Consider the following 20,273-nt stretch of genomic DNA (forward strand, 5'->3'; position numbering starts at 1 on the left):
TAAAGAGGGTGCATTCAATGTCCCAAGAATTCGATTACATCATCATCGGTGCCGGCTCGGCCGGTAACACCCTGGCGACCCGTCTGACTGAAGACGCCGGCGTCACCGTTCTGCTGCTTGAAGCAGGCGGCCCGGACTACCGTTTCGACTTCCGCACGCAAATGCCGGCCGCCCTGGCGTTCCCGCTGCAAGGTCGTCGCTACAACTGGGCTTACGAAACCGACGCCGAGCCGCACATGGACGGTCGCCGGATGGAATGCGGTCGCGGCAAAGGCCTCGGCGGTTCTTCGCTGATCAACGGTATGTGCTACATCCGTGGTAACGCCATGGACTACGACGGCTGGGCGAAACTGCCGGGCCTGGAAAACTGGTCGTACCTCGACTGCCTGCCGTACTTCCGCAAAGCCGAAACCCGCGACATCGGCCCGAACGACTACCACGGTGGCGAAGGCCCGGTCAGCGTGACCACGCCGAAGGCTGGCAACAACCCGCTGTTCCACGCCATGGTTGAAGCTGGCGTACAAGCCGGTTACCCACGCACCGAAGACCTGAACGGTTACCAGCAGGAAGGCTTCGGCCCGATGGACCGCACGGTAACGCCGAACGGTCGTCGTGCTTCCACCGCGCGTGGCTACCTCGACGTCGCCAAGAAGCGTTCGACCCTGACCATCGTCACCCACGCCCTCACCGACAAGATCCTGTTTGAAGGCAAGCGTGCCGTTGGCGTGCGTTATCTGGTCGGCGACGCCGAAGAGCGCGTTGAAGTCAAAGCGCGTAAAGAAGTGCTGCTGTGCTCCGGCGCCATCGCTTCGCCGCAGATTCTGCAGCGCTCCGGTGTCGGCCCGGCCGAACTGCTGAAGTCGCTCGACATCCCGGTGGTTCACGACCTGCCGGGCGTCGGTGAAAACCTGCAGGATCACCTTGAGCTGTACCTGCAATACGCTTGCACTCAGCCGGTTTCGCTGTACCCGTCGCTGCTCTGGTACAACCAGCCGGCCATCGGTGCCGAGTGGCTGTTCAACGGCACCGGCATCGGCGCCAGCAACCAGTTCGAAGCCGGCGGTTTCATCCGTTCGCGTCCGGAATTCGAATGGCCGAACATCCAGTACCACTTCCTGCCGGTAGCGATTAACTACAACGGCAGCAACGGTGTGAAAGAGCACGGTTTCCAGGCGCACATGGGTTCCATGCGCTCGCCGAGCCGTGGTCGCATCCAGGCCAAGTCGAAAGACCCGCGCCAGCACCCGAGCATCCTGTTCAACTACATGGCCACCGAGCAAGACTGGCAGGAATTCCGCGACGGCATCCGCCTGACCCGTGAAATCATGCAACAGCCTGCGCTGGACGCTTTCCGTGGCCGCGAAATCAGCCCGGGCATCGAAGTGCAAACCGATGAGCAGCTGGACAAGTTCATCCGCGAGCACGCCGAAACGGCGTTCCACCCGTCCTGCTCGTGCAAGATGGGCACCGACGAGATGGCCGTAGTGGATGGCGAAGGTCGCGTGCACGGCATGCAGAGCCTGCGTGTGGTCGATGCCTCGATCATGCCGATCATCACCACCGGTAACCTGAACGCGCCGACGATCATGATCGCCGAGAAAATCGCCGACAAGATCCGTGGCCGCCAGCCGCTGCCGCGCAGTACCGCTGCTTACTATGTCGCGGGCGATGCGCCGGTGAAGGGCAAGCCGATGCGTGATATCACCCCGGTTGCTCAGTAAGACTTGATACCGCATCAAGGCTGATCGCGAGCAGGCTCACTCCTACAAGGATCTCCAGTGAACACACATTATGTGAACACTGGAGATTAACTGTAGGAGTGAGCCTGCTCGCGATGAGGCCCTAGCATTCAGCACAAATTCCCTCGCTGCACAGTAAATCCTCCTACACCCCCTCTTCACTTGATCCTACCCCCACGCAGGCCTACTCTAGACCTCGCGCAACCGTTTCACCCCCTCCCCGCCGCTGCTCTACCGCTTCCCCCTGACAAGGAGGTTCCCGAATGTTCGATTTCCACCCCCAGCTCAAGCAGCGCTTTGCTGCCTTGCGCACGGGCGCTGAGTTTTTTTCCCTGCGGTATGTACGCGAGTCCGGGCAATATCTGTCGGTGCGCAAGAATGTCGCCGAGCCGCCGAGCCTGAGACGCGACGAAGGCGCGATGCTCACCGTGCGCGTCAATGGCGTTGAGGCCTACGCGGCGACCAACGACCTGTCGCAACAAGGTCTGCAAGCCGCGCTTGAACGCGCCGAACTGCAAGCCCGCCGGCTCAAGCCGCACGCTTTGCTCGACCTGCGTGATCAGCCGGTGTCCAGCGACCGCGCTGATTACTTTTCACCCAATCTCGAACAAGCCTTTCCGTCCCTGAGCGAATGTTTCGAGCTGCTCGGCGCGGAATCCGCCTCGGTGCCAAAGGATGAGCGCCTGGTGAACTGGCAAGTGAGCATCGGCATCACTCACGTCGAACAGATCTACCTGAGCAGCGCCGGGGCCGAATTGCGCCAGGCCCAGCGCTTCGTCTACCCGGGTCTCGACGTCACGGCATACGACGGCAACGACAGCCAGACCCGCAGCCTTGGCCGCGAGAACTTCGGCCAACAGGGCGGCGCTGACGTGATCAGCCGCTGCGGCCTGATCGGTGCCGGCCCGCAAGTCGCCGACCAGGCATTGCAACTGCTGCTCGCGCCGAACACCCCGCAAGGCCCGCGCGATCTGCTGCTGATGCCCGATCAAATGATGCTGCAGATCCACGAATCCATCGGCCATCCTCTGGAACTCGACCGCATCCTCGGCGACGAGCGCAATTACGCCGGCACCAGTTTCGTCAAAGCCAGCGACTTCGGCAGCCTGCAATATGGCTCGAAACTGCTCAACGTAACGTTCGATCCGGGCATTCCCGAAGAACTCGCCAGCTATGGCCACGATGACGACGGTACCAAGGCCAGCAAACAATTCCTGATCCGCGATGGTTTGCTGCTGCGTCCACTGGGTGGTGCACTGTCGCAGTTCCGCGCCGGTCTCGATGGCGTCGCCAACAGCCGCGCCTGTGGCTGGAACCGGCCGCCGATCGACCGCATGGCCAACCTCAATATCGAACCGGGCGATCAGCCACTGAACAAACTGATCGAAGGCATCGAGCACGGCATTCTCATGAGCACTAACCGTTCGTGGTCGATTGACGATGCGCGCAACAAATTCCAGTTCGGCTGTGAATGGGGCCAGTTGATCGAGAACGGTGAACTCAAAGGCGTGGTGAAAAACCCGAACTACCGGGCAATTTCCGCGCACTTCTGGAAAAGCCTGCGCGCCGTCGGCGACGCCAACACCGTCAAGGTGCTGGGCACGCCGAACTGCGGCAAGGGTGAACCGAACCAGGTGATCCGCGTCGGCCACGCTTCGCCGGCCTGCGTATTCAGCAACGTTGATGTGTTTGGGGGAGACGCCTGATGAGCATTTCGAAGAGTCAGTCCGACGCCTTCAAGGTCATGGTCAATTGGCTGCGCGACAGCGTGCGCGAGCCGGAGCAGTTCACCCTCAGCTACGCCGCCGAATCCTCGGCGTTCGTGCGTTTCAATCACGCCAAGGTGCGTCAGGCCGGGCAAGTACAGCAAGCCAACATCGTTCTGAAGCTGATCAACGACGGGCGTCACGCCGACCTGCAGGTCACTTTGTCCGGTGATCAGGAAGGCGATCTGCAACGCCTCGCCGAAGGCCTGCAACAACTGCGCGAAACCCTGCCGCTGCTGCCGCAGGATCCGTACTTGCTGCTCAATCACAACGGCTGGCAGAGCCAGAACGTGCAGGAGCATCCGCTGCCGGATACCGAACAGGTTGTCGATGAAATCTGCGCTGCCGCTGAAGGTCTGGATCTGGTCGGATTTTATGCTGCCGGTCCGATCAGTCGTGGTTTCGCCAGTTCTTCGGGGGCGTTCGGCTGGCATCAGGCCAACAGCTTCAACTTCGATTTCAGCCTGTTTCACGAGAACGGTGAAGCGGTGAAAGCCAGCTACGCCGGGCACGACTGGAGCAGCGAAGGTTTTGCCAAGCGCTTTGCTCAGGCGCGCGAGCAACTGGAGTTTCTCGGTCGCCCGCTGCGCACCCTGGCGCCGGGGCAATACCGCGCGTACCTGGCACCGGCAGCGCTGGAAGAAATCATGGGTATGCTGAGCTGGGGCGGTTTCTCGGCGCAGTCGATCGCGAGCAAGAGCAGCCCGTTGCAGAAGCTGTATGTCGGCGATCAGACGTTCAGTCCGCTGGTGTCGCTGGATGAGAAAGTCAGCGAATCGTTGAGCCCGGCGTTTTCCGGCGAAGGTTATCCGCGCAGCGATCTGCGGCTGATCGTCGAAGGCAAGGCCGGTGATCAACTGGTCGGCTCGCGCAGTGCCGCCGAATACGGGCTGACCGCCAACGGCGCCGGCGGTGGTGAAATGCCGAGTGCGTTGAACATGGCGGCGGGTGATCTGTCGCAAGCAGAGATCCTCAAGCAGTTGGGCACCGGGCTGTACATCAGCAACCTGTGGTACCTGAACTACTCGGATCAGCCGGCGGCGCGCATGACTGGCATGACCCGCTTCGCGACGTTCTGGGTCGAGAACGGCGAGATCCAGGCGCCGGTCAGCACCATGCGCTTCGATGACAGCGCTTACAGCCTGCTCGGTTCGCAGCTGGAAGCGTTGACCGCCGAGCGTGAGTTGCTGCTGTCGGCGAGTACGTACAGCCAGCGCAATACCTCGTCGGCGTTGCTGCCGGGGGCGCTGGTGAGCCGTTTGACCCTGACCCTGTAATACCGCAAAGCTGCAACACCTGTGGGAGCTGGCTTGCCAGCGATGGCGGACTTTCAGACGAAAACGATGTTGAATCTGCCGCCCTCATCGCTGGCAAGCCAGCTCCCACAGTGTAGTGTTCCGCCTGACCCACACTCTCAGAGGTTCCATGCCCAACCGCCCGCCTCTCGACGCCATCACCGCCCGCTGGTTGCCGTGGGTCGTCGCTATCGCTTTCTTCATGCAGTCCCTCGACGGGACCATCCTCAACACCGCGCTGCCGGCCATGGCTCGCGATCTCGCCGAAGACCCGTTGCGCATGCAAGGCGTGATCATCGCCTACATGCTCACCGTGGCCTTGCTGATTCCGGCGTCGGGCTGGATCGCCGACCGCTTCGGTACCAAGAAAATCTTCTTCGGCGCGATCCTGCTGTTCAGCTTCGGCTCACTGCTCTGCGCGCTGTCGAGCAGCCTGAGCATGCTGATTGGCGCCCGTGTCATTCAGGGCCTGGGCGGTGCGCTGATGCTGCCGGTCGGGCGACTGGTGGTGCTGCGCGCCTATCCTAGATCCGAACTTGTACGAATCATGGGCTTCATCACCATACCCGGCCTGCTCGGCCCGCTGATCGGCCCGACCATGGGCGGCTGGATGGTTGAATACCTGACATGGCACTGGATCTTCCTGATCAACCTGCCGGTCGGCGTGATCGGTTGCTACGCGGTGTGGAAATTCATTCCCGACCTGCGCGGCACCGAGCGCACGCGCTTCGATAGTCTGGGTTTCCTGCTGTTCGGCGCGGCGATGATTCTGATCACCATCGCCATGGAAGGCCTCGGCGAATTGCACCTGCCGCACCTGCGCGTAATGTTGCTGCTGTTCGGTGGCATGGCCTGTCTGGCGGCGTACTGGTTGCGCGCCGGGCACATCGAAAACCCGCTGTTCGCACCGTCGCTGTTCAAGACCCGTACCTTTGCCGTCGGCATTCTCGGCAATCTGTTCGCCCGTCTGGGCAGCGGTGCGCTGCCGTTTCTGGTGCCGTTGCTGCTGCAAGTGGCGCTGGGCTACTCACCGTCGCAAGCGGGGATGAGCATGCTGCCGCTGGCGGCTGCGGCGATGATCGCCAAGTGGGTGGCGCGACCGCTGATCGAACGGCTCGGCTATCGCATCGTCCTCACCGGCAACACGCTGGCGCTGGGGATCATGCTGGCGAGCATGGGCCTGGTCAGCGAGCAGACGCCGTACTGGCTGCTGTTGTGTTTGCTGGCGATTCTCGGCGCGATCAACTCGCTGCAATTTACGGCGATGAACACCGTGACCCTGATCGACCTCGACGATGCGAGCGCCAGCAGCGGCAACAGCTTGCTCTCGGTGGTCGCGCAGTTGTCGTTGAGTCTTGGCGTTGCCTGCGCTGGTGCATTGCTCGGTGGGTTTACCGCTGAGGTCGGCAACGATGGCGTGGAAACCGTGCTCGGCGCGTTCCAGCTGACCTTCGTCACCGTCGGCATCATGGCGATGCTCGCTGCGACGATCTTCTCGCAACTGTCGAAAGAAGACGGCCGCCGCGCCAAACGCCCGGAAGAACACATCGAACATTAACCACTGTTCGTCCAGAACTTTCGAAGAAAGTGGCACGGGGCTGCTACACTGCGCGACATTTTGTTTTGCAGGCCAGTCCCGTGACCACCATCGCCACCGCTTTTAATACTCTGCCGCTGTCCGCCGCCATGCTGGCTAACCTCGAATCCCTCGGTTATGCCCAGATGACGCCGATCCAGGCGCAGAGCTTGCCGGTGATCCTCAAGGGGATGGACCTGATCGCCCAGGCCAAGACCGGCAGTGGCAAGACCGCCGCGTTCGGCATCGGCCTGCTCAATCCGATCAACCCGCGCTACTTCGGTTGCCAGGCCCTGGTGATCTGCCCGACGCGCGAGCTGGCCGACCAGGTCGCCAAGGAAATCCGTCGTCTGGCCCGTGCCGAAGACAACATCAAAGTCCTGACCCTGTGCGGCGGCGTGTCCTTCGGCCCGCAGATCGCTTCGCTGGAACACGGCGCGCACATCATCGTCGGCACCCCGGGCCGCATCCAGCAGCACCTGCGCAAAGGCTCGCTGGTGCTGGATGGTCTGAACACTTTGATCCTCGACGAAGCCGATCGCATGCTCGACATGGGTTTCTACGACGCCATCGAAGACATCATCGTCAAGACCCCGGAGCGTCGTCAGACCCTGCTGTTCTCCGCGACTTACCCGGTGGGCATCAAGCAACTGGCGTCGAAATTCATGCGTGATCCGCAAACGGTGAAAGCCGAAGCGTTCCACGATGACACGCAGATCGAGCAGCGTTTCTACGAGATTTCCCCGGAAGATCGCATGGGCGTGGTGACGAAAGTCCTGCACCACTTCCGTCCGGCGTCGTGCGTGGCGTTCTGCTTCACCAAGCAGCAGGTGCAGGAAACCGTCGATCACCTGACCGCCAAAGGCATTTCCGCCGTCGGCCTGCATGGCGATCTGGAACAGCGTGACCGCGATCAGGTGCTGGCGATGTTTGCCAACCGCAGTACTTCGGTACTGGTTGCCACCGACGTTGCCGCCCGTGGTCTTGACATCGATGCACTGGACATGGTGATCAACGTCGAACTGGCGCGCGATTCGGAAATTCATATTCACCGCGTTGGCCGTACCGGTCGTGCTGGCGAGAAAGGCATCGCCATCAGCCTGGTTGCTCCGGGTGAAGCGCACCGTGCACAAGCCATCGAGCAACTGCAGAAGTCGCCGCTGAACTGGGATCAGGTCGATAACCTCAAGTCTCAGGGCCTGGCCCCGCTGCAACCGCCGATGACCACGCTGTGCATCGGTGCCGGTCGTAAAGACAAGGTTCGTCCGGGCGACATTCTGGGTGCATTGACTGGCGATGCCGGGATTCCCGGTGCACAGGTTGGCAAGATCGCGATCTTCGACTTCCAGGCTTATGTAGCCGTTGACCGCACCGTGGCCATGCAGGCCTTGCAGCGTCTGAACGACGGCAAGATCAAGGGCCGTTCGCTGCGCGTACGTATCCTGTAAGAACAACGTAACTCCCCTGTAGGAGCTGCCGCAGGCTGCGATCTTTTGACTTTGTTTTTAAAGAGCAAGATCAAAAGATCGCAGCCTGCGGCAGCTCCTACAGTTCGTTTTGTGGTGACATTTCAGAGGACACCGTTTTGCGCTCTACCGAAGTCGTGATCATTGGCGCTGGCGCCGCTGGGTTGATGTGTGCACTGACCGCCGCCGGGCGTGGGCGTCAGGTGTTGCTGCTCGACCACGCGAACAAGGCCGGCAAGAAAATCCTGATGTCGGGCGGTGGCCGCTGCAATTTCACCAACATGTACACCGAGCCGAGCAATTTCCTCTCGCAGAACCCGCACTTCTGCAAATCCGCACTGGCGCGCTACACCCAGTGGGATTTCATCGGCATGGTCGGCAAACACGCCGTGCCGTACCACGAGAAAAAACTCGGCCAGTTGTTCTGCGATAACAAATCCAGCGACATCCTCGAAATGCTCCTGACCGAGTGCGATCAGGCCGGTGTCGAGCTGCACCTCGACACGTCGATCCAGACCATCGAGAAAGTCGAGAGCGGTTACCTGCTCGACACTACCCTCGGACAGGTTCAGTGCCAGTCGCTGGTGATTGCCACCGGCGGGCTGTCGATCCCGACGCTGGGCGCCACCGGTTTTGGTTATCAAGTGGCCAAGCAGTTCGGCCATGAATTGCTGCCGACCCGCGCAGGGCTGGTGCCGTTCACCATCACCGATCAGCTCAAGGAACTCTGCACCGAGCTGTCCGGGACGTCGGTGGATTGTCTGGTCAGCTGCAACGATCAGAGCTTTCGCGAGAACATCCTGTTCACTCACCGAGGCCTCAGCGGTCCGGCAATTTTGCAGATTTCCTCGTTCTGGGAATCTGGCGATACGGTGGAGATCAACCTGCTGCCGGATCACGACGCGGCGAGCTGGTTGCAACAGCAAGTGGCCGAGCGCCCGAACAGTGAATTGAAAACCCTGCTGGGTGAAATCTTCACCAAGAAGATGGCCAATCTGCTGGCCGACAACTGGTTCGTGTCCAAACCGATGAAGCAATACACCCACGCTGAGCTGGCGGAAATCGCCGACAAGCTCGGCAGCTGGAAAGTCGTGCCGGCGGGGACTGAAGGTTATCGCACGGCCGAGGTAACACTCGGTGGCGTCGATACCCGCGAAGTGTCGTCCAAGACCATGGAATCGCTGAAAAGCCCTGGCCTGTACTTCATCGGCGAGGTGCTCGATGTCACTGGTCACTTGGGCGGCTTCAACTTCCAGTGGGCCTGGGCCTCCGGCTACGCCGCCGCGCAGTACGCTTAACTCAAGGCCAAATACAAAACCCTGTAGGAGTGAGCCTGCTCGCGATAGCGGTGTGTCAGCCACTAATTTGGTGACAGACACACAGCTATCGCGAGCAGGCTCACTCCTACAGTTGTTATGTGTGATGCAGTAAGGAACACTTTTTGCTGTCAGATGTGATCGGCGCCATTGCGTCGGCGTCATTACTGGCTCAATTTAGCGGCATCGCCTCGGAAGGCCTTCGCACTTCATGTCCTCGACCTCGTTTCGTCAGTCTTTGCGGCGCCTGTGGGCGCTGGATAAATTCAGCTACAGCGTGCGGGTGTTCATCGCCCTGACCGGCAGCATGGCGCTGTGTTGGTATCAGGATGAAATGGGCCTGCTGATCCCGTTGTTCCTGGGGATTATCGCCAGCGCCCTGGCCGAGACCGACGACAGTTGGCAGGGCCGCCTCAACGCCCTCGCGGTGACGCTGGTGTGTTTCAGCATCGCCGCGCTGTCGGTGGAATTGCTCTTCCCCTACCCCATCGTCTTTGCCATCGCCCTGGCGCTGGCCAGTTTCGGCCTGACCATGCTCGGTGCGCTCGGCGAGCGTTATGGCGCGATTGCTTCGGCAACGTTGATTCTGTCGGTGTACACGATGATCGGCGTTGATCAGCGCGGTGGCGCGGTCACCGATTTCTGGCACGAACCGATGCTGCTGGTCGCCGGTGCGGCGTGGTACGGCTTGCTCTCGGTAGTGTGGCAGGCGCTGTTTTCCAACCAGCCGGTGCAGCAGAGTCTGGCGCGGTTGTTCCGTGAGCTGGGGTTTTACCTGAAGCTGAAATCCTCGCTGTTCGAGCCGATCCGGCAGATGGACGTCGAAGCCCGGCGGCTGGAACTGGCCCAGCAAAACGGTCGCGTGGTGGCGGCGCTGAACAGTGCCAAGGAAATCATTCTGCATCGGGTCGGCAACGGCCGCCCCGGATCGAAAGTCAGCCGCTACCTGAAGCTGTACTTCCTCGCTCAAGATATCCACGAGCGCGCCAGCTCCTCGCACTATCCCTACAACGCGCTGGCCGAAGCGTTCTTCCACAGTGACGTGCTGTTCCGCTGCCAGCGTCTGCTGCGCCAGCAAGGCAAAGCCTGCCGCGCACTGGCCGAATCGATCCAGATGCGCCAGCCATTTATTTATGACGCGAGTTTCGCCGAAGCCCTGAGCGACCTCGACGCCTCCCTCGAACACTTGCGTATCCAGAGCAACCCGGCGTGGCGCGGACTGCTGCGTTCGTTGCGCGCACTGGCGGCCAACCTCGGCACCCTCGACCGTTTGCTCAGCGACGCGAGCAATCCGGATGCCTTGGCCGATGCGACAGACAGCAGCCTGCTCGACCGCTCACCGCGCAACCTCAAGGACGTCTGGATTCGTTTGCGCACGCAACTGACGCCAACGTCGTTGCTGTTTCGTCATGCCCTGCGCCTGCCACTGGCGCTGAGTATCGGCTACGGCATGGTGCATTTGATTCACCCGTCGCAGGGTTACTGGATCATCCTCACCACCCTGTTCGTCTGCCAGCCGAACTACGGCGCGACCCGGCGCAAGCTCGGCCAACGGATCTTCGGCACCGCCATCGGCCTGACCGTGGCGTGGGCGCTGTTCGATCTGTTCCCGAGCCCGTTGGTGCAGTCGTGTTTCGCCATCGCCGCCGGCGTGGTGTTCTTTACCAACCGCACCACGCGCTACACCCTGGCGACTGCAGCGATCACCATCATGGTGCTGTTCTGCTTCAACCAGGTGGGCGACGGTTACGGACTGTTCCTGCCACGCCTGTTCGATACGCTGCTGGGCAGCCTGATTGCCGGCCTGACGGTGTTCCTGTTCCTGCCGGACTGGCAGGGCCGACGGCTGAACAAAGTGCTGGCCAACACCCTGACCTGCAACAGCATCTACCTGCGCCAGATCATGCAGCAATACGCCGCTGGTAAAAGCGATGACCTCGCCTATCGTCTGGCCCGGCGCAACGCGCACAACGCCGATGCAGCGCTGTCGACGACGCTGGCGAACATGCTCATGGAGCCGGGGCATTTCCGGAAGGAAGCGGATGTCGGCTTCCGCTTTCTGGTGTTGTCGCACACCTTGTTGAGTTATCTGTCAGGGCTGGGCGCGCATCGCGAGACCCAGTTGCCGGCGGATGTGCGTGAGCATTTGATTGATGGTGCCGGGGTGAAGCTGGCAACGAGCATCGACGAAATCGCCCAAGGGCTGGCGAACAAGCAGCCGGTGGCGATTCAGAGTGATGAAGAAGAAGCGCTGGCCAATGAACTGGAACAGATGCCTGATGAGATCGATGAGGGTCAGCGATTGGTGCAGACGCAATTGGCGTTGATCTGCCGGCAACTCGGACCGTTGCGCACGTTGGCGGCGCATCTGATCAAGGACAGCTCAGAAATCAGCGGCGGCTGACAGGGCGTCATCGCGAGCAGGCTCACTCCTACAGGGGAACGCATTTCAAATTGTAGGAGTGAGCCTGCTCGCGATAGGGACATCAGCCACACAGAGGATTCTGGATCAGCCTTCACATCCCATGCTGGCGAAGCAACTTGTCATAACTCCCATCCGCCTTCATCGCCGCAATCGCCTTATCAAACCCCGCGACAATCTGCTCATGCTGCGGATTCTTCAGGCTGACCAGAATGTGCAGGCTGTTCTCACTCAACGGCTTGGGCAAAAACTCCACCGAGTTGCGCACCCTGGCTGATTCTCGCGCCAGGTAATACTTCGCCACATACTCATCTTCCAGCGTCAGCTTGACCCGATCCGCCGCGAGCATGCGCACGGCCATGGCGAAGTTATGCACAGGGACTTTCTGCAGCGCCGTGTCGGCATCGAACGGCGCCGAATAGGCGTAGCCGCGCACCACCGCAATCGGATAAGTGTGCAGTTGCTGCAGATTGGAATAGTCGAGTGGTGTGTCTTTGCGCTTGAGAAAGCGGATGCGGTTGAGCAGGTATTCCCCGGAAAACTGCCCGAGTCTGGTCCGCTCGTCGTTGTACCAGGCGTTGACTAACACATCGTAACGGCCCTCGCCAACGCCAAGCAGCGCCCGCGCCCAAGGCACCTGCTCGTAACCGCTGGCATAACCGGCCCGGGCCAGCGCGGTGCTGACAATATCGGTGGCCAGTCCGCCGTTGACCAGGGTGTCGTCGGTAAAGGGTGGCCAGATATCAAACACCAGCCGCAGCTTCTCCGCTGCGGCGGTCTGAGCCAGCAAGAGCAATCCGATCAAAGCAAAGGCTCGATGCAAACGCGGCATGCTTGAAAATCCTTAGCGGGCAAGTTGCCCAGCATGTTTTCAGTCAAAACCCCAAGGCCCCTTACCGGCAAAACCCAGGCCCTAACATTAGCTCATTGCAGCCAGTGCACAGCGCTCTCCTGCAGATTACACAAAGTCGCCGAGGCTGCGAGAAAGGAATGATGGCATTTTGACCTTTGTCACAGACTCTTACGCCATAAAGACATCTTTGCCGCAGGCGCTTAGTATCGGGCGACACGTTCAAGGAATCGGCACATGACAATCGAATGGGTCTGCAAACATCACAGTGATCTGGGCAAGGAACAGCTGTACGCGCTGTTGAAGCTGCGCTCGGACGTGTTCGTCGTCGAGCAGAAATGCGCTTATCCGGACCTCGACGGTCAGGATCTGGAAGGCGATACCTATCACCTGATGGGTTGGGAGGATGACCAGTTGATGGCGTATTTGCGCCTGCTGGATCCGGAATCCCAGGGCGGTGATGTGGTAATTGGCCGCGTCATTACCGCACCGCAGGGGCGTGGCAAAGGGCTGGGGCACGAAATGATGGAGCAGGCGCTGAAGCAGGCCGAAAAGCATTGGCCGCAGGTGCCGATCTATCTGTCGGCGCAGGCGCATTTGCAGGGGTATTACGGCAAGTATGGGTTTGTCGTGGCGGGTGAGGAATATCTGGAGGATGACATTCCACACATTGGGATGCGTCGTGCCTGAACAGCCCTCACCTTAGCCCTCTCCCAGTGGGAGAGGGGACTGACCTTATCGTCTTGCGTCAGACATCGACCTGAAAAACCGCGTCGATTATGGATTCACAGCAATTCGCTCACGTCGGCGTATCTCTCCAATATCCCCCAATCAGTCCCCTCTCCCTCCGGGAGAGGGCTAGGGTGAGGGGCTCTTTTCAGGGATACTCAAGAACAGCCTTGATCTGCCGCAAATTACGCTCGATCCACCCACGATCAATCGCCCCCCACTCACGAATCCGATAGCGCCCGGCGTGATTACGCGCGCCCTCTTCCTGCTCGAACTCACAGACGATATCCAGATCCGCCAACGCCGCAATCGTGTCCTGCGCCGTGCGCCGCGGCATGCCGGTGACTTCGGTCAGCGTCGGCACGCTCGGCGCCAGACCGCTGTCGATCAGGTACGCCACATACAAGCGGCGGTAGAAACTACTTTTGGTCTTGCTGACGTCCATCCACACCTTCCTGGTTGCGTACTGTTAAGCCTGCATATCCCGCCAGGTCAGGTACACGCGCAGATCAAACTCGACCTGGTGATACCCCGGCAGCATGTGCTCACACAATTTATAGAACGCCTTGTTGTGATCCGACTCCTTGAAGTGCGCCAGTTCATGCACGACGATCATTTTCAGAAAGTCCGGCGCGGCGTCCTTGAACAACGAGGCGATACGAATCTCTTTCTTGGCCTTGAGCTTGCCGCCCTGCACCCGTGAAACCGTGGTGTGCAGACCGAGGGCGCGGTGGGTCAGGTCGAGGCGGTTGTCGAACAGCACCTTGTCGATGGCCGGCGCGTTGCGCAGGTATTCCTGTTTCAGGTCCAGCGCGTAGCTGTACAAGGCCTTGTCGCTCTGCACGTCGTGTCGCCCCGAATAGCGCTGATTCAGGTATTCACCCAGACGCCCTTCGGCGATCAGTTGGCGCACCTGATCCTGCAATGGCGCGGGATAGGCCTGGAGGTACTTCAACACAGTCATGGACAAGCGACACGGTTCGAAAAAGGTCCGCCAGTGTAGCGAATTCAACCGGGCAGCGCGCTCCAGTCAAACGGTTCGGCAAAACTTGCGGCGTCTTCGGCAACCAATGGCCGCGCCACAAGGAAGCCTTGCACGTACTCGCAGCCGTGAGCTTGCAGCCACTGGTATTGCTCGATGGTTTCCACCCCTTCGGCGATCACCAGCAAACCGTATTGTTTGCACAGACTGATCACCGTGCTGACCAGTGAGGCGTCGCGTTTCGAGTCCGGCAATCGCGCAATGAGATGGCGATCAAGCTTGAGCGTATCCAGCTCCAGATCGCGCAGATGCGCCAGCGAACACGGCCCGGAGCCAAAATCGTCCAGCGCCACGCGCACGCCGAGATTGCGCAGCAAGCGCAACTGCTTGCGGGTCTCGTCGGGGTTTTGCATCAACGCTTCTTCGGTAACCTCGACTTCCAGCTGCCGAGGCTGCAAGGCATGTCGCTCCATGACTTGCCGCAACTCTGTGACCAGATTCGGCAGACTGAACTGGGTGTTGCTCAAACTCACGCCCAGCACCAGATCTTCGGCAAACAGGGTTTCCCAGGCTTTGCGCTGGCCGGCGCCGCGATGATAGATCCAGCTGCCGAGACGACTGATCAGCCGCGCCTCCTCCAGCAATGGCAAAAACAATCCCGGCGGCACATCGCCGACGCTCGGGTGCTGCCAACGCAGCAAGGCTTCGAAACCACGAATCTGCCCCGTGTCGATGGCCACTTGCGGCTGATAGACCAGATTGAAATCACGGTTCTCAATGGCGCTGCGCACGCTTTCCTCGAGCATCAGCCGCGAGCGCGCACGGCCATTCATTTCGTGATCGTAGAAACGGTATTGCTGGCGGCCAGCGCGCTTGGCTTCATACATGGCGATGTCGGATGCGCGCAGCAATCCGTCGAGGTTCGAACCGCAGTCCGGATAAGTGGCGATGCCGATACTGGCGCCCAAGGCGATGTCCAACCCTTCGATCTGCTGACAGATCGACACCCGCTCAATGAGTTTTTCGGCAATCTTCGCCGCTTGCTCGGGGAATTCCAGATCCAGCAGCGCGGTAAATTCATCGCCGCCCATGCGCGCCAGAATGTCGAATGGCCGCAGACAGGCCTTCAATTGCTCGGAGACCCAGCGCAACACCCGATCGCCGACGTCGTGACCGAGTGAATCGTTGACCCGTTTGAAGCCGTCGAGATCCAGATACAGCAACACCCAACTGCTATCACTGCGCTCACCACGCAGAAGCAGATTTTCCACGGTCTGGTAGAAGCCACGACGGTTGAGCAACCCGGTCAGTGGGTCGGTCACTGCTTGAAATTCCAGTTGCTGATGCAAGTGACGCACCACCGACATGTCCAGCACGGTCACCACCATCGCGTGTTGTTCGGTGGGCAACGCCGCGCAGGACAGGGCCACCGGCACCTGCTGGCCGGGCGCGGTGCGCAGCAAGGCATCGTGCAGCCTTAGCGTTTCGCCACGCTTGTAGCTGGCATAAAACTCGGAATCGGCCCACAGCGGAATGTGCGGTTTCTGTAGAAAATCGAGAAACTCCTGACCTTCCAACTCCTTTACCGGAGCATTCAATAACCGCGAAATCGCCGGGTTGGCGAAACGGATCAAACCATCCTCGCCCACCACCAATATCCCCTCGGCGGCGTTATCCAGTACCGAAGCATTGAAGGCGCGCGCCACTTCCAGGTCATGACTCAGGCGCTGCAGCGCGCGGCGATTGCGCTGGTGTTCCAGCAACGCCTGCACTTTGGGCTTGAGGATCTGTGGGTCGAACGGTTTGAACAGGTAATCCACCGCGCCACTGGCGTAGCCCTTGATCACGGCGTCCTGGGATTGCTCGTTGGCGGTCAGAAAGATAATCGGCGTCAGGCGCGTGCGCTGGCTGCCACGCATCAGGCGCGCCACTTCAAAGCCGTCCATGCCGGGCATCTGCACATCCAGCAGCACCAGGTCGACATCATGCGAGAGCAAAATATTGAGCGCTTCGAAACCGGAGGCAGCGGTGAGGACGTGCCAATCCTGACGCTGCAGCAACGCGCGCATGCTGATCAGATTTTCAGGGTAATCATCAACGATCAAAAGGACAGAGCTGCCTTCACCTGGCGGGGGTTGCGCGCATTCCATGCTGCTTCTCTTGTCGGGACTTTTGGTCGGTTTCCAGTAAAAACCGCACACATACTGAGCCTTCACTCTAGTACTGGATCCAAGAAAGCAGAAGCTGTCATCAGGCCATCATTTAACCAAAGGGTGAATTTGCCGACTAACGGTCACCGCTGAAGCCCCCGGAAACCGGTAGAGATGGCATTTCGACAGGATGTTGACGTCAATCATCTGCCAAACGGGCGTTAACAAAAAATCCCTCTGCGCTTATAAAGGCCGCCCCCAAACGTGCGGGCTAGAGCTTCTGGCACGTACGTGCAGTGAAACTTGAGTGGAAGAACCGACATGATCGATCTCGCAACCTGGAACCTCAGCGTTCCCGTTGGCAGCCCGCCATACACCGTCGAAACCTCCAAACTGGTGAACGGCTTCAAAGATCAGTACTTCCATTCCGACACCGGCACCTTGTTCTTCTGGTCACCGGTTACCGGGTCAAAAACCGAAAACGCCATTTATCCGCGCACCGAACTGCGTGAAACCTACAGCAACGGCACCCTGCGCAACTGGTACTACCCGGACGCCGACAACCTGCTGCGCGCGACCCTCACGGTGAACAAAGTGCCGAGCTCCGGCAAGATCGTCATCGGCCAGATTCATGCTTATGAAAGCCAGAAGCCGATGGTCAAACTTGAATACCAGTACAAGACCAAAACCGAGACCGGCAACTTGGTTATCAAGGTACGCATGCATCCGGATGACGACGAGAGCCGCGTCATCACCCTCGCCACCGGGATCAAACTGGATCGCGAATTCAACTACCTCATCCACCTCAGCCCCGGCGGTGCGTTGGGTGTCAGTGCGGCGGGATATCAGTGGGATTCACAGATAAGTGCGACCTGGCGCAACAAGCCGTTGTACTTCAAGGCTGGGGTTTATGTGCAGGACAACACCGGGTATACGAGTGAGGGTGGGCAAGTGACCTTCTCCAAACTCGACATCGATCACGACAAATAACCCAATCCCCACGGTAGGAGCTGCCGAAGGCTGCGATCTTTTGATCTTGTTCTTGATTCTGAAAAGACAAAATCAAAAGATCGCAGCCTTCGGCAGCTCCTACCTTTAAACAGTGCTGTTTAGATCTGTCGGCGGTTACTTCCGGATGCCTACAACACCTTGCGTCGTTGCCTACCGCTACGCCAGAATCCGCCGGCTTGTGCGCCTGGCGGGCCATCGGTAACTTGATTCGCGTCACTGATTTCCAGTGATCGGGTTTAGTAGCCCGTGGTTTCAAGCGTTGTGCACAAGCATCTGTCAGTCAGGTATTCCCATACCTGCGCTTGATGGTAGCTGTGCGCAGGGCACCTTCGGGTGCGCCGGCTTGCTCGAAACCCCGGTCTACTAACCTGCGTACAGTTGCCTCCACTTTGATTTAGTAGCCAAAGCGGGGGCACTCCAATCAGGTTTCGAGCAAATGACAAAATCAACGCCACACCCGCCAGAAACAGATCCCGCATCCCCCTACGAATCCCTCGATTCCAAAAAACTCAACGACGCCGCCGAACGCGCCCTCGACCATTACCTCAAACCCTCCGCCTTCATCATGGCCAGCACGCATAAACCCGAGCCCATGTACCTCGCCAACCCGAAGTACAACACCGAATCGCTGCTGGCCAACGCCAGCGAAACCCTGGGCTCAGCCAGCGAAATGCTCAACAACTTCGCCGCCATGCTCGACACCTCACACCGCAAGACCGCACTGGGCATCGCGCAGGTGGTCATGCTTGGAGAACTGGCGGTGAATCAGGCACTGGATCATGTCGAACTAAAGGAATAACCGCCCACAAAAAACCCGCCTCATGGCGGGTTTCTTAAGCCAAATGGACTAAATGTTCCGCATACGCAACATCGACATCAAAATGTGACGAGCGCAACATGGAATGACTCTCCTTTAATCACCCGTCTCGGTATTCAACTACACGAAAAACGTATAAATCGTGGCCTGACGCAGGCGCAGCTTGCCGATCTAGCGGGACTGACACGATACAAGCGAATAAAAGGGGACAAAGACACAAAAAAGGGAACGGAATCGTGATAAATAAATCCGCCCCTTTTTTTTTGCGATTTCACCGAGATCTTAATCAAACAAATCGACCAATTTGACATTGCCTCCTTTTGCCACTTCCTTACTTTATTAAAAAACCAGAACCCTTATAGCGAAAAATATTAAAACCTGTCATTTATTACAGGTTACCTGCAACAACTTCTCACCTAATCTCATCGACGTAATACGAGACAACCTATTTGACTTTAATACTTGAACACACAGAAGGTAAACATCATGAAAACTTACAATGGCTTCGTATTTAACGCCAGCGAGGAGCATGCCGCCACACTCAAATTCGACGATTTAGTCCAGCAAAATGGCAACATAAGCAAAGGCTACATGGACTATTGGGGACTTGACTTCGTCGTCACTGGCACCTATACAAAGCCCACCAGGGCCTTTACTCTCCAAGCGAAATCAGACGCCAAAAATAGAGATGAGCTCAACCATGGCCCGAGTTCTCTGACTATTGCCATGAAATCATCTGATGGAACCGATAGTTACTTGGAAGGTACAGTTACCGTTAAAGCAGGCGGGCAGAATGCAGGCCAGACCTATGGAATCAAATTCACAAAAGGCTGACATCCTTCATTACCTATGAAACAGGATGAATCAGTTAACCTTACACTTAGCCGCCCCTTCAGATAACGCTGGTATATAGCCTCCAGCGAGATCAGCTTAATATCCGAAGCATTATGGGTTGCTCTTACTTTTAGATGACTTCGTCAGGCGACATAACCGCTCACAAAAAACCCGCCTCACGGCGGGTTTCTTTTAAAGCAGTTCAACACTCAGGCTTAGTTAACCTTGGCGTTCAACTCACCCTTCAGATAACGCTGGTACATCGCTTCCAGCGAGATCGGTTTGATCTTCGAAGCATTACCGGCAGTGCCGAACGCCTCATAACGAGCGATACAAACATCGCGCATCGCCGTCACAGTCGCGCCGAAGAATTTACGTGGGTCGAATTCGCTCGGGTTGGTGGCCATCAGGCGACGCATGGCGCCGGTGGATGCCAGACGCAGGTCGGTGTCGATGTTGACCTTGCGCACGCCGTGCTTGATGCCTTCGACGATTTCTTCAACCGGGACGCCGTAGGTTTCTTTGATGTCGCCGCCGTATTGGTTGATGATCGCCAGCCATTCTTGTGGCACCGACGAGGAACCGTGCATCACCAGGTGAGTGTTCGGGATGCGTTTGTGGATTTCCTTGATGCGGTCGATCGCCAGCACGTCACCGGTTGGAGGCTTGGTGAACTTATAGGCGCCGTGGCTGGTGCCGATGGCGATGGCCAGGGCATCGACCTGGGTGCGTTTGACGAAGTCAGCGGCTTCTTCCGGGTCGGTCAGCATCTGGCTGTGATCCAGAACGCCTTCGGCGCCGATGCCGTCTTCTTCACCGGCCATGCCGGTTTCCAGCGAACCCAGGCAGCCCAGCTCGCCTTCTACCGAAACGCCGCAGGCGTGCGCCATGGCCACGGTTTGTTGGGTAACACGGACGTTGTAGTCGTAGTCGGTCGGGGTCTTGCCGTCTTCGCCCAGCGAGCCGTCCATCATCACCGAGCTGAAGCCCAGTTGAATCGAACGCTGGCAGACATCAGGGCTGGTGCCGTGGTCCTGGTGCATGCACACCGGGATGTGCGGGAATTCTTCGATCGCGGCGAGGATCAGGTGACGCAGGAAAGGCGCGCCGGCGTATTTGCGAGCGCCGGCCGAAGCCTGAACGATCACCGGGGAGTCAGTCTTGTCAGCGGCTTCCATGATGGCGCGCATCTGCTCAAGGTTGTTGACGTTGAAGGCTGGAACGCCGTAGCCGAATTCGGCTGCGTGGTCCAACATCTGGCGCATGCTGATAAGTGCCATTGTGTGTGTCTCTCCCGGTTGAGGGTCGTTAATCGTGCCA

The 20,273-nt window shown here is 58.9% G+C and carries 16 protein-coding genes; 11 read left to right on the forward strand and 5 right to left on the reverse strand.

Annotated elements, in window-relative coordinates:
• Positions 1 to 17: 17 nt before the first annotated feature.
• The 7 genes from betA (at position 18) to yccS (ending at position 11,562) form a co-directional block, all read left to right on the forward strand.
• Positions 18 to 1,721, forward strand: coding sequence for a choline dehydrogenase (gene betA, locus U6037_RS26955; protein ID WP_322845094.1), 1,704 nt, complete (start codon positions 18 to 20; stop codon positions 1,719 to 1,721).
• A 281-nt stretch (positions 1,722 to 2,002) separates the two neighbouring features.
• Complete coding sequence (locus tag U6037_RS26960; RefSeq protein WP_322845095.1) at positions 2,003 to 3,445, forward strand: TldD/PmbA family protein; 1,443 nt, start codon at positions 2,003 to 2,005, stop codon at positions 3,443 to 3,445.
• Positions 3,445 to 4,782 carry a TldD/PmbA family protein gene (locus U6037_RS26965; protein WP_322845096.1) on the forward strand — a complete coding sequence of 446 codons (1,338 nt, stop codon included), beginning with the start codon at positions 3,445 to 3,447 and terminating at the stop codon, positions 4,780 to 4,782. Before U6037_RS26960 ends, U6037_RS26965 begins: the two co-directional genes overlap by 1 nt.
• Before the next feature lie 148 nt (positions 4,783 to 4,930).
• On the forward strand, positions 4,931 to 6,358 hold the full coding sequence (gene mdtD, locus U6037_RS26970; RefSeq protein WP_095121436.1) for a multidrug transporter subunit MdtD: 1,428 nt from the start codon (positions 4,931 to 4,933) through the stop codon (positions 6,356 to 6,358).
• Between the two features lie 80 nt (positions 6,359 to 6,438).
• On the forward strand, positions 6,439 to 7,824 hold the full coding sequence (gene dbpA / locus U6037_RS26975) for an ATP-dependent RNA helicase DbpA (protein ID WP_122594732.1): 1,386 nt from the start codon (positions 6,439 to 6,441) through the stop codon (positions 7,822 to 7,824).
• Between the two features lie 137 nt (positions 7,825 to 7,961).
• Complete coding sequence (locus U6037_RS26980) at positions 7,962 to 9,140, forward strand: NAD(P)/FAD-dependent oxidoreductase (RefSeq protein ID WP_095121437.1); 1,179 nt, start codon at positions 7,962 to 7,964, stop codon at positions 9,138 to 9,140.
• Positions 9,141 to 9,369: 229 nt separating this feature from the next.
• A complete protein-coding gene (gene yccS, locus U6037_RS26985) occupies positions 9,370 to 11,562 on the forward strand; it encodes a YccS family putative transporter (RefSeq protein WP_322845097.1) in 2,193 nt (730 codons plus the stop codon).
• A gap of 112 nt (positions 11,563 to 11,674) precedes the next feature.
• Here yccS and U6037_RS26990 read toward each other — a convergent pair whose 3' ends face one another.
• On the reverse strand, positions 11,675 to 12,412 hold the full coding sequence (locus U6037_RS26990) for a substrate-binding periplasmic protein (protein ID WP_322845098.1): 738 nt from the start codon (positions 12,410 to 12,412) through the stop codon (positions 11,675 to 11,677).
• A 255-nt stretch (positions 12,413 to 12,667) separates the two neighbouring features.
• On the opposite strand from U6037_RS26990, the gene U6037_RS26995 reads away from it, so the two are divergent.
• On the forward strand, positions 12,668 to 13,120 hold the full coding sequence (locus U6037_RS26995) for a GNAT family N-acetyltransferase (RefSeq protein ID WP_038358715.1): 453 nt from the start codon (positions 12,668 to 12,670) through the stop codon (positions 13,118 to 13,120).
• Positions 13,121 to 13,307: 187 nt separating this feature from the next.
• Here the strand turns inward: U6037_RS26995 and U6037_RS27000 are convergent, their stop codons facing one another.
• Genes U6037_RS27000 through U6037_RS27010 form a run of 3 tightly spaced genes read right to left on the reverse strand, consistent with a single transcriptional unit; the run spans position 13,308 to position 16,291 of the window.
• Positions 13,308 to 13,604 (reverse strand): winged helix-turn-helix domain-containing protein, encoded by a 297-nt coding sequence (locus U6037_RS27000; RefSeq protein ID WP_007913779.1) that lies wholly within the window; start codon positions 13,602 to 13,604, stop codon positions 13,308 to 13,310.
• Between the two features lie 24 nt (positions 13,605 to 13,628).
• The gene (locus U6037_RS27005; protein WP_322845099.1) at positions 13,629 to 14,123 is read right to left on the reverse strand and encodes a M48 family metallopeptidase; all 495 of its coding nucleotides are present in this window, start codon (positions 14,121 to 14,123) and stop codon (positions 13,629 to 13,631) included.
• 44 nt (positions 14,124 to 14,167) lie between these two features.
• The gene (locus U6037_RS27010) at positions 14,168 to 16,291 is read right to left on the reverse strand and encodes a putative bifunctional diguanylate cyclase/phosphodiesterase (protein ID WP_322845100.1); all 2,124 of its coding nucleotides are present in this window, start codon (positions 16,289 to 16,291) and stop codon (positions 14,168 to 14,170) included.
• 321 nt (positions 16,292 to 16,612) lie between these two features.
• Here U6037_RS27010 and U6037_RS27015 point away from each other — a divergent pair, with 321 nt between their 5' ends.
• The 3 genes from U6037_RS27015 to U6037_RS27025 all read left to right on the forward strand — a co-directional run bounded on the left by U6037_RS27015 (position 16,613) and on the right by U6037_RS27025 (position 18,953).
• The gene (locus U6037_RS27015) at positions 16,613 to 17,281 is read left to right on the forward strand and encodes a polysaccharide lyase family 7 protein (protein WP_034153613.1); all 669 of its coding nucleotides are present in this window, start codon (positions 16,613 to 16,615) and stop codon (positions 17,279 to 17,281) included.
• Positions 17,282 to 17,738: 457 nt separating this feature from the next.
• Positions 17,739 to 18,101, forward strand: coding sequence for a DUF6124 family protein (locus tag U6037_RS27020; protein ID WP_007913768.1), 363 nt, complete (start codon positions 17,739 to 17,741; stop codon positions 18,099 to 18,101).
• Positions 18,102 to 18,605: 504 nt separating this feature from the next.
• Positions 18,606 to 18,953 carry a hypothetical protein gene (locus U6037_RS27025; protein ID WP_322845101.1) on the forward strand — a complete coding sequence of 116 codons (348 nt, stop codon included), beginning with the start codon at positions 18,606 to 18,608 and terminating at the stop codon, positions 18,951 to 18,953.
• Positions 18,954 to 19,168: 215 nt separating this feature from the next.
• On the opposite strand, the gene fba is transcribed toward U6037_RS27025, so the two are convergent.
• On the reverse strand, positions 19,169 to 20,233 hold the full coding sequence (fba, locus tag U6037_RS27030) for a class II fructose-bisphosphate aldolase (protein ID WP_008081027.1): 1,065 nt from the start codon (positions 20,231 to 20,233) through the stop codon (positions 19,169 to 19,171).
• Positions 20,234 to 20,273: the final 40 nt, after the last annotated feature.

This window comes from Pseudomonas sp. B33.4, from assembly GCF_034555375.1.
Classification (GTDB): domain Bacteria; phylum Pseudomonadota; class Gammaproteobacteria; order Pseudomonadales; family Pseudomonadaceae; genus Aquipseudomonas.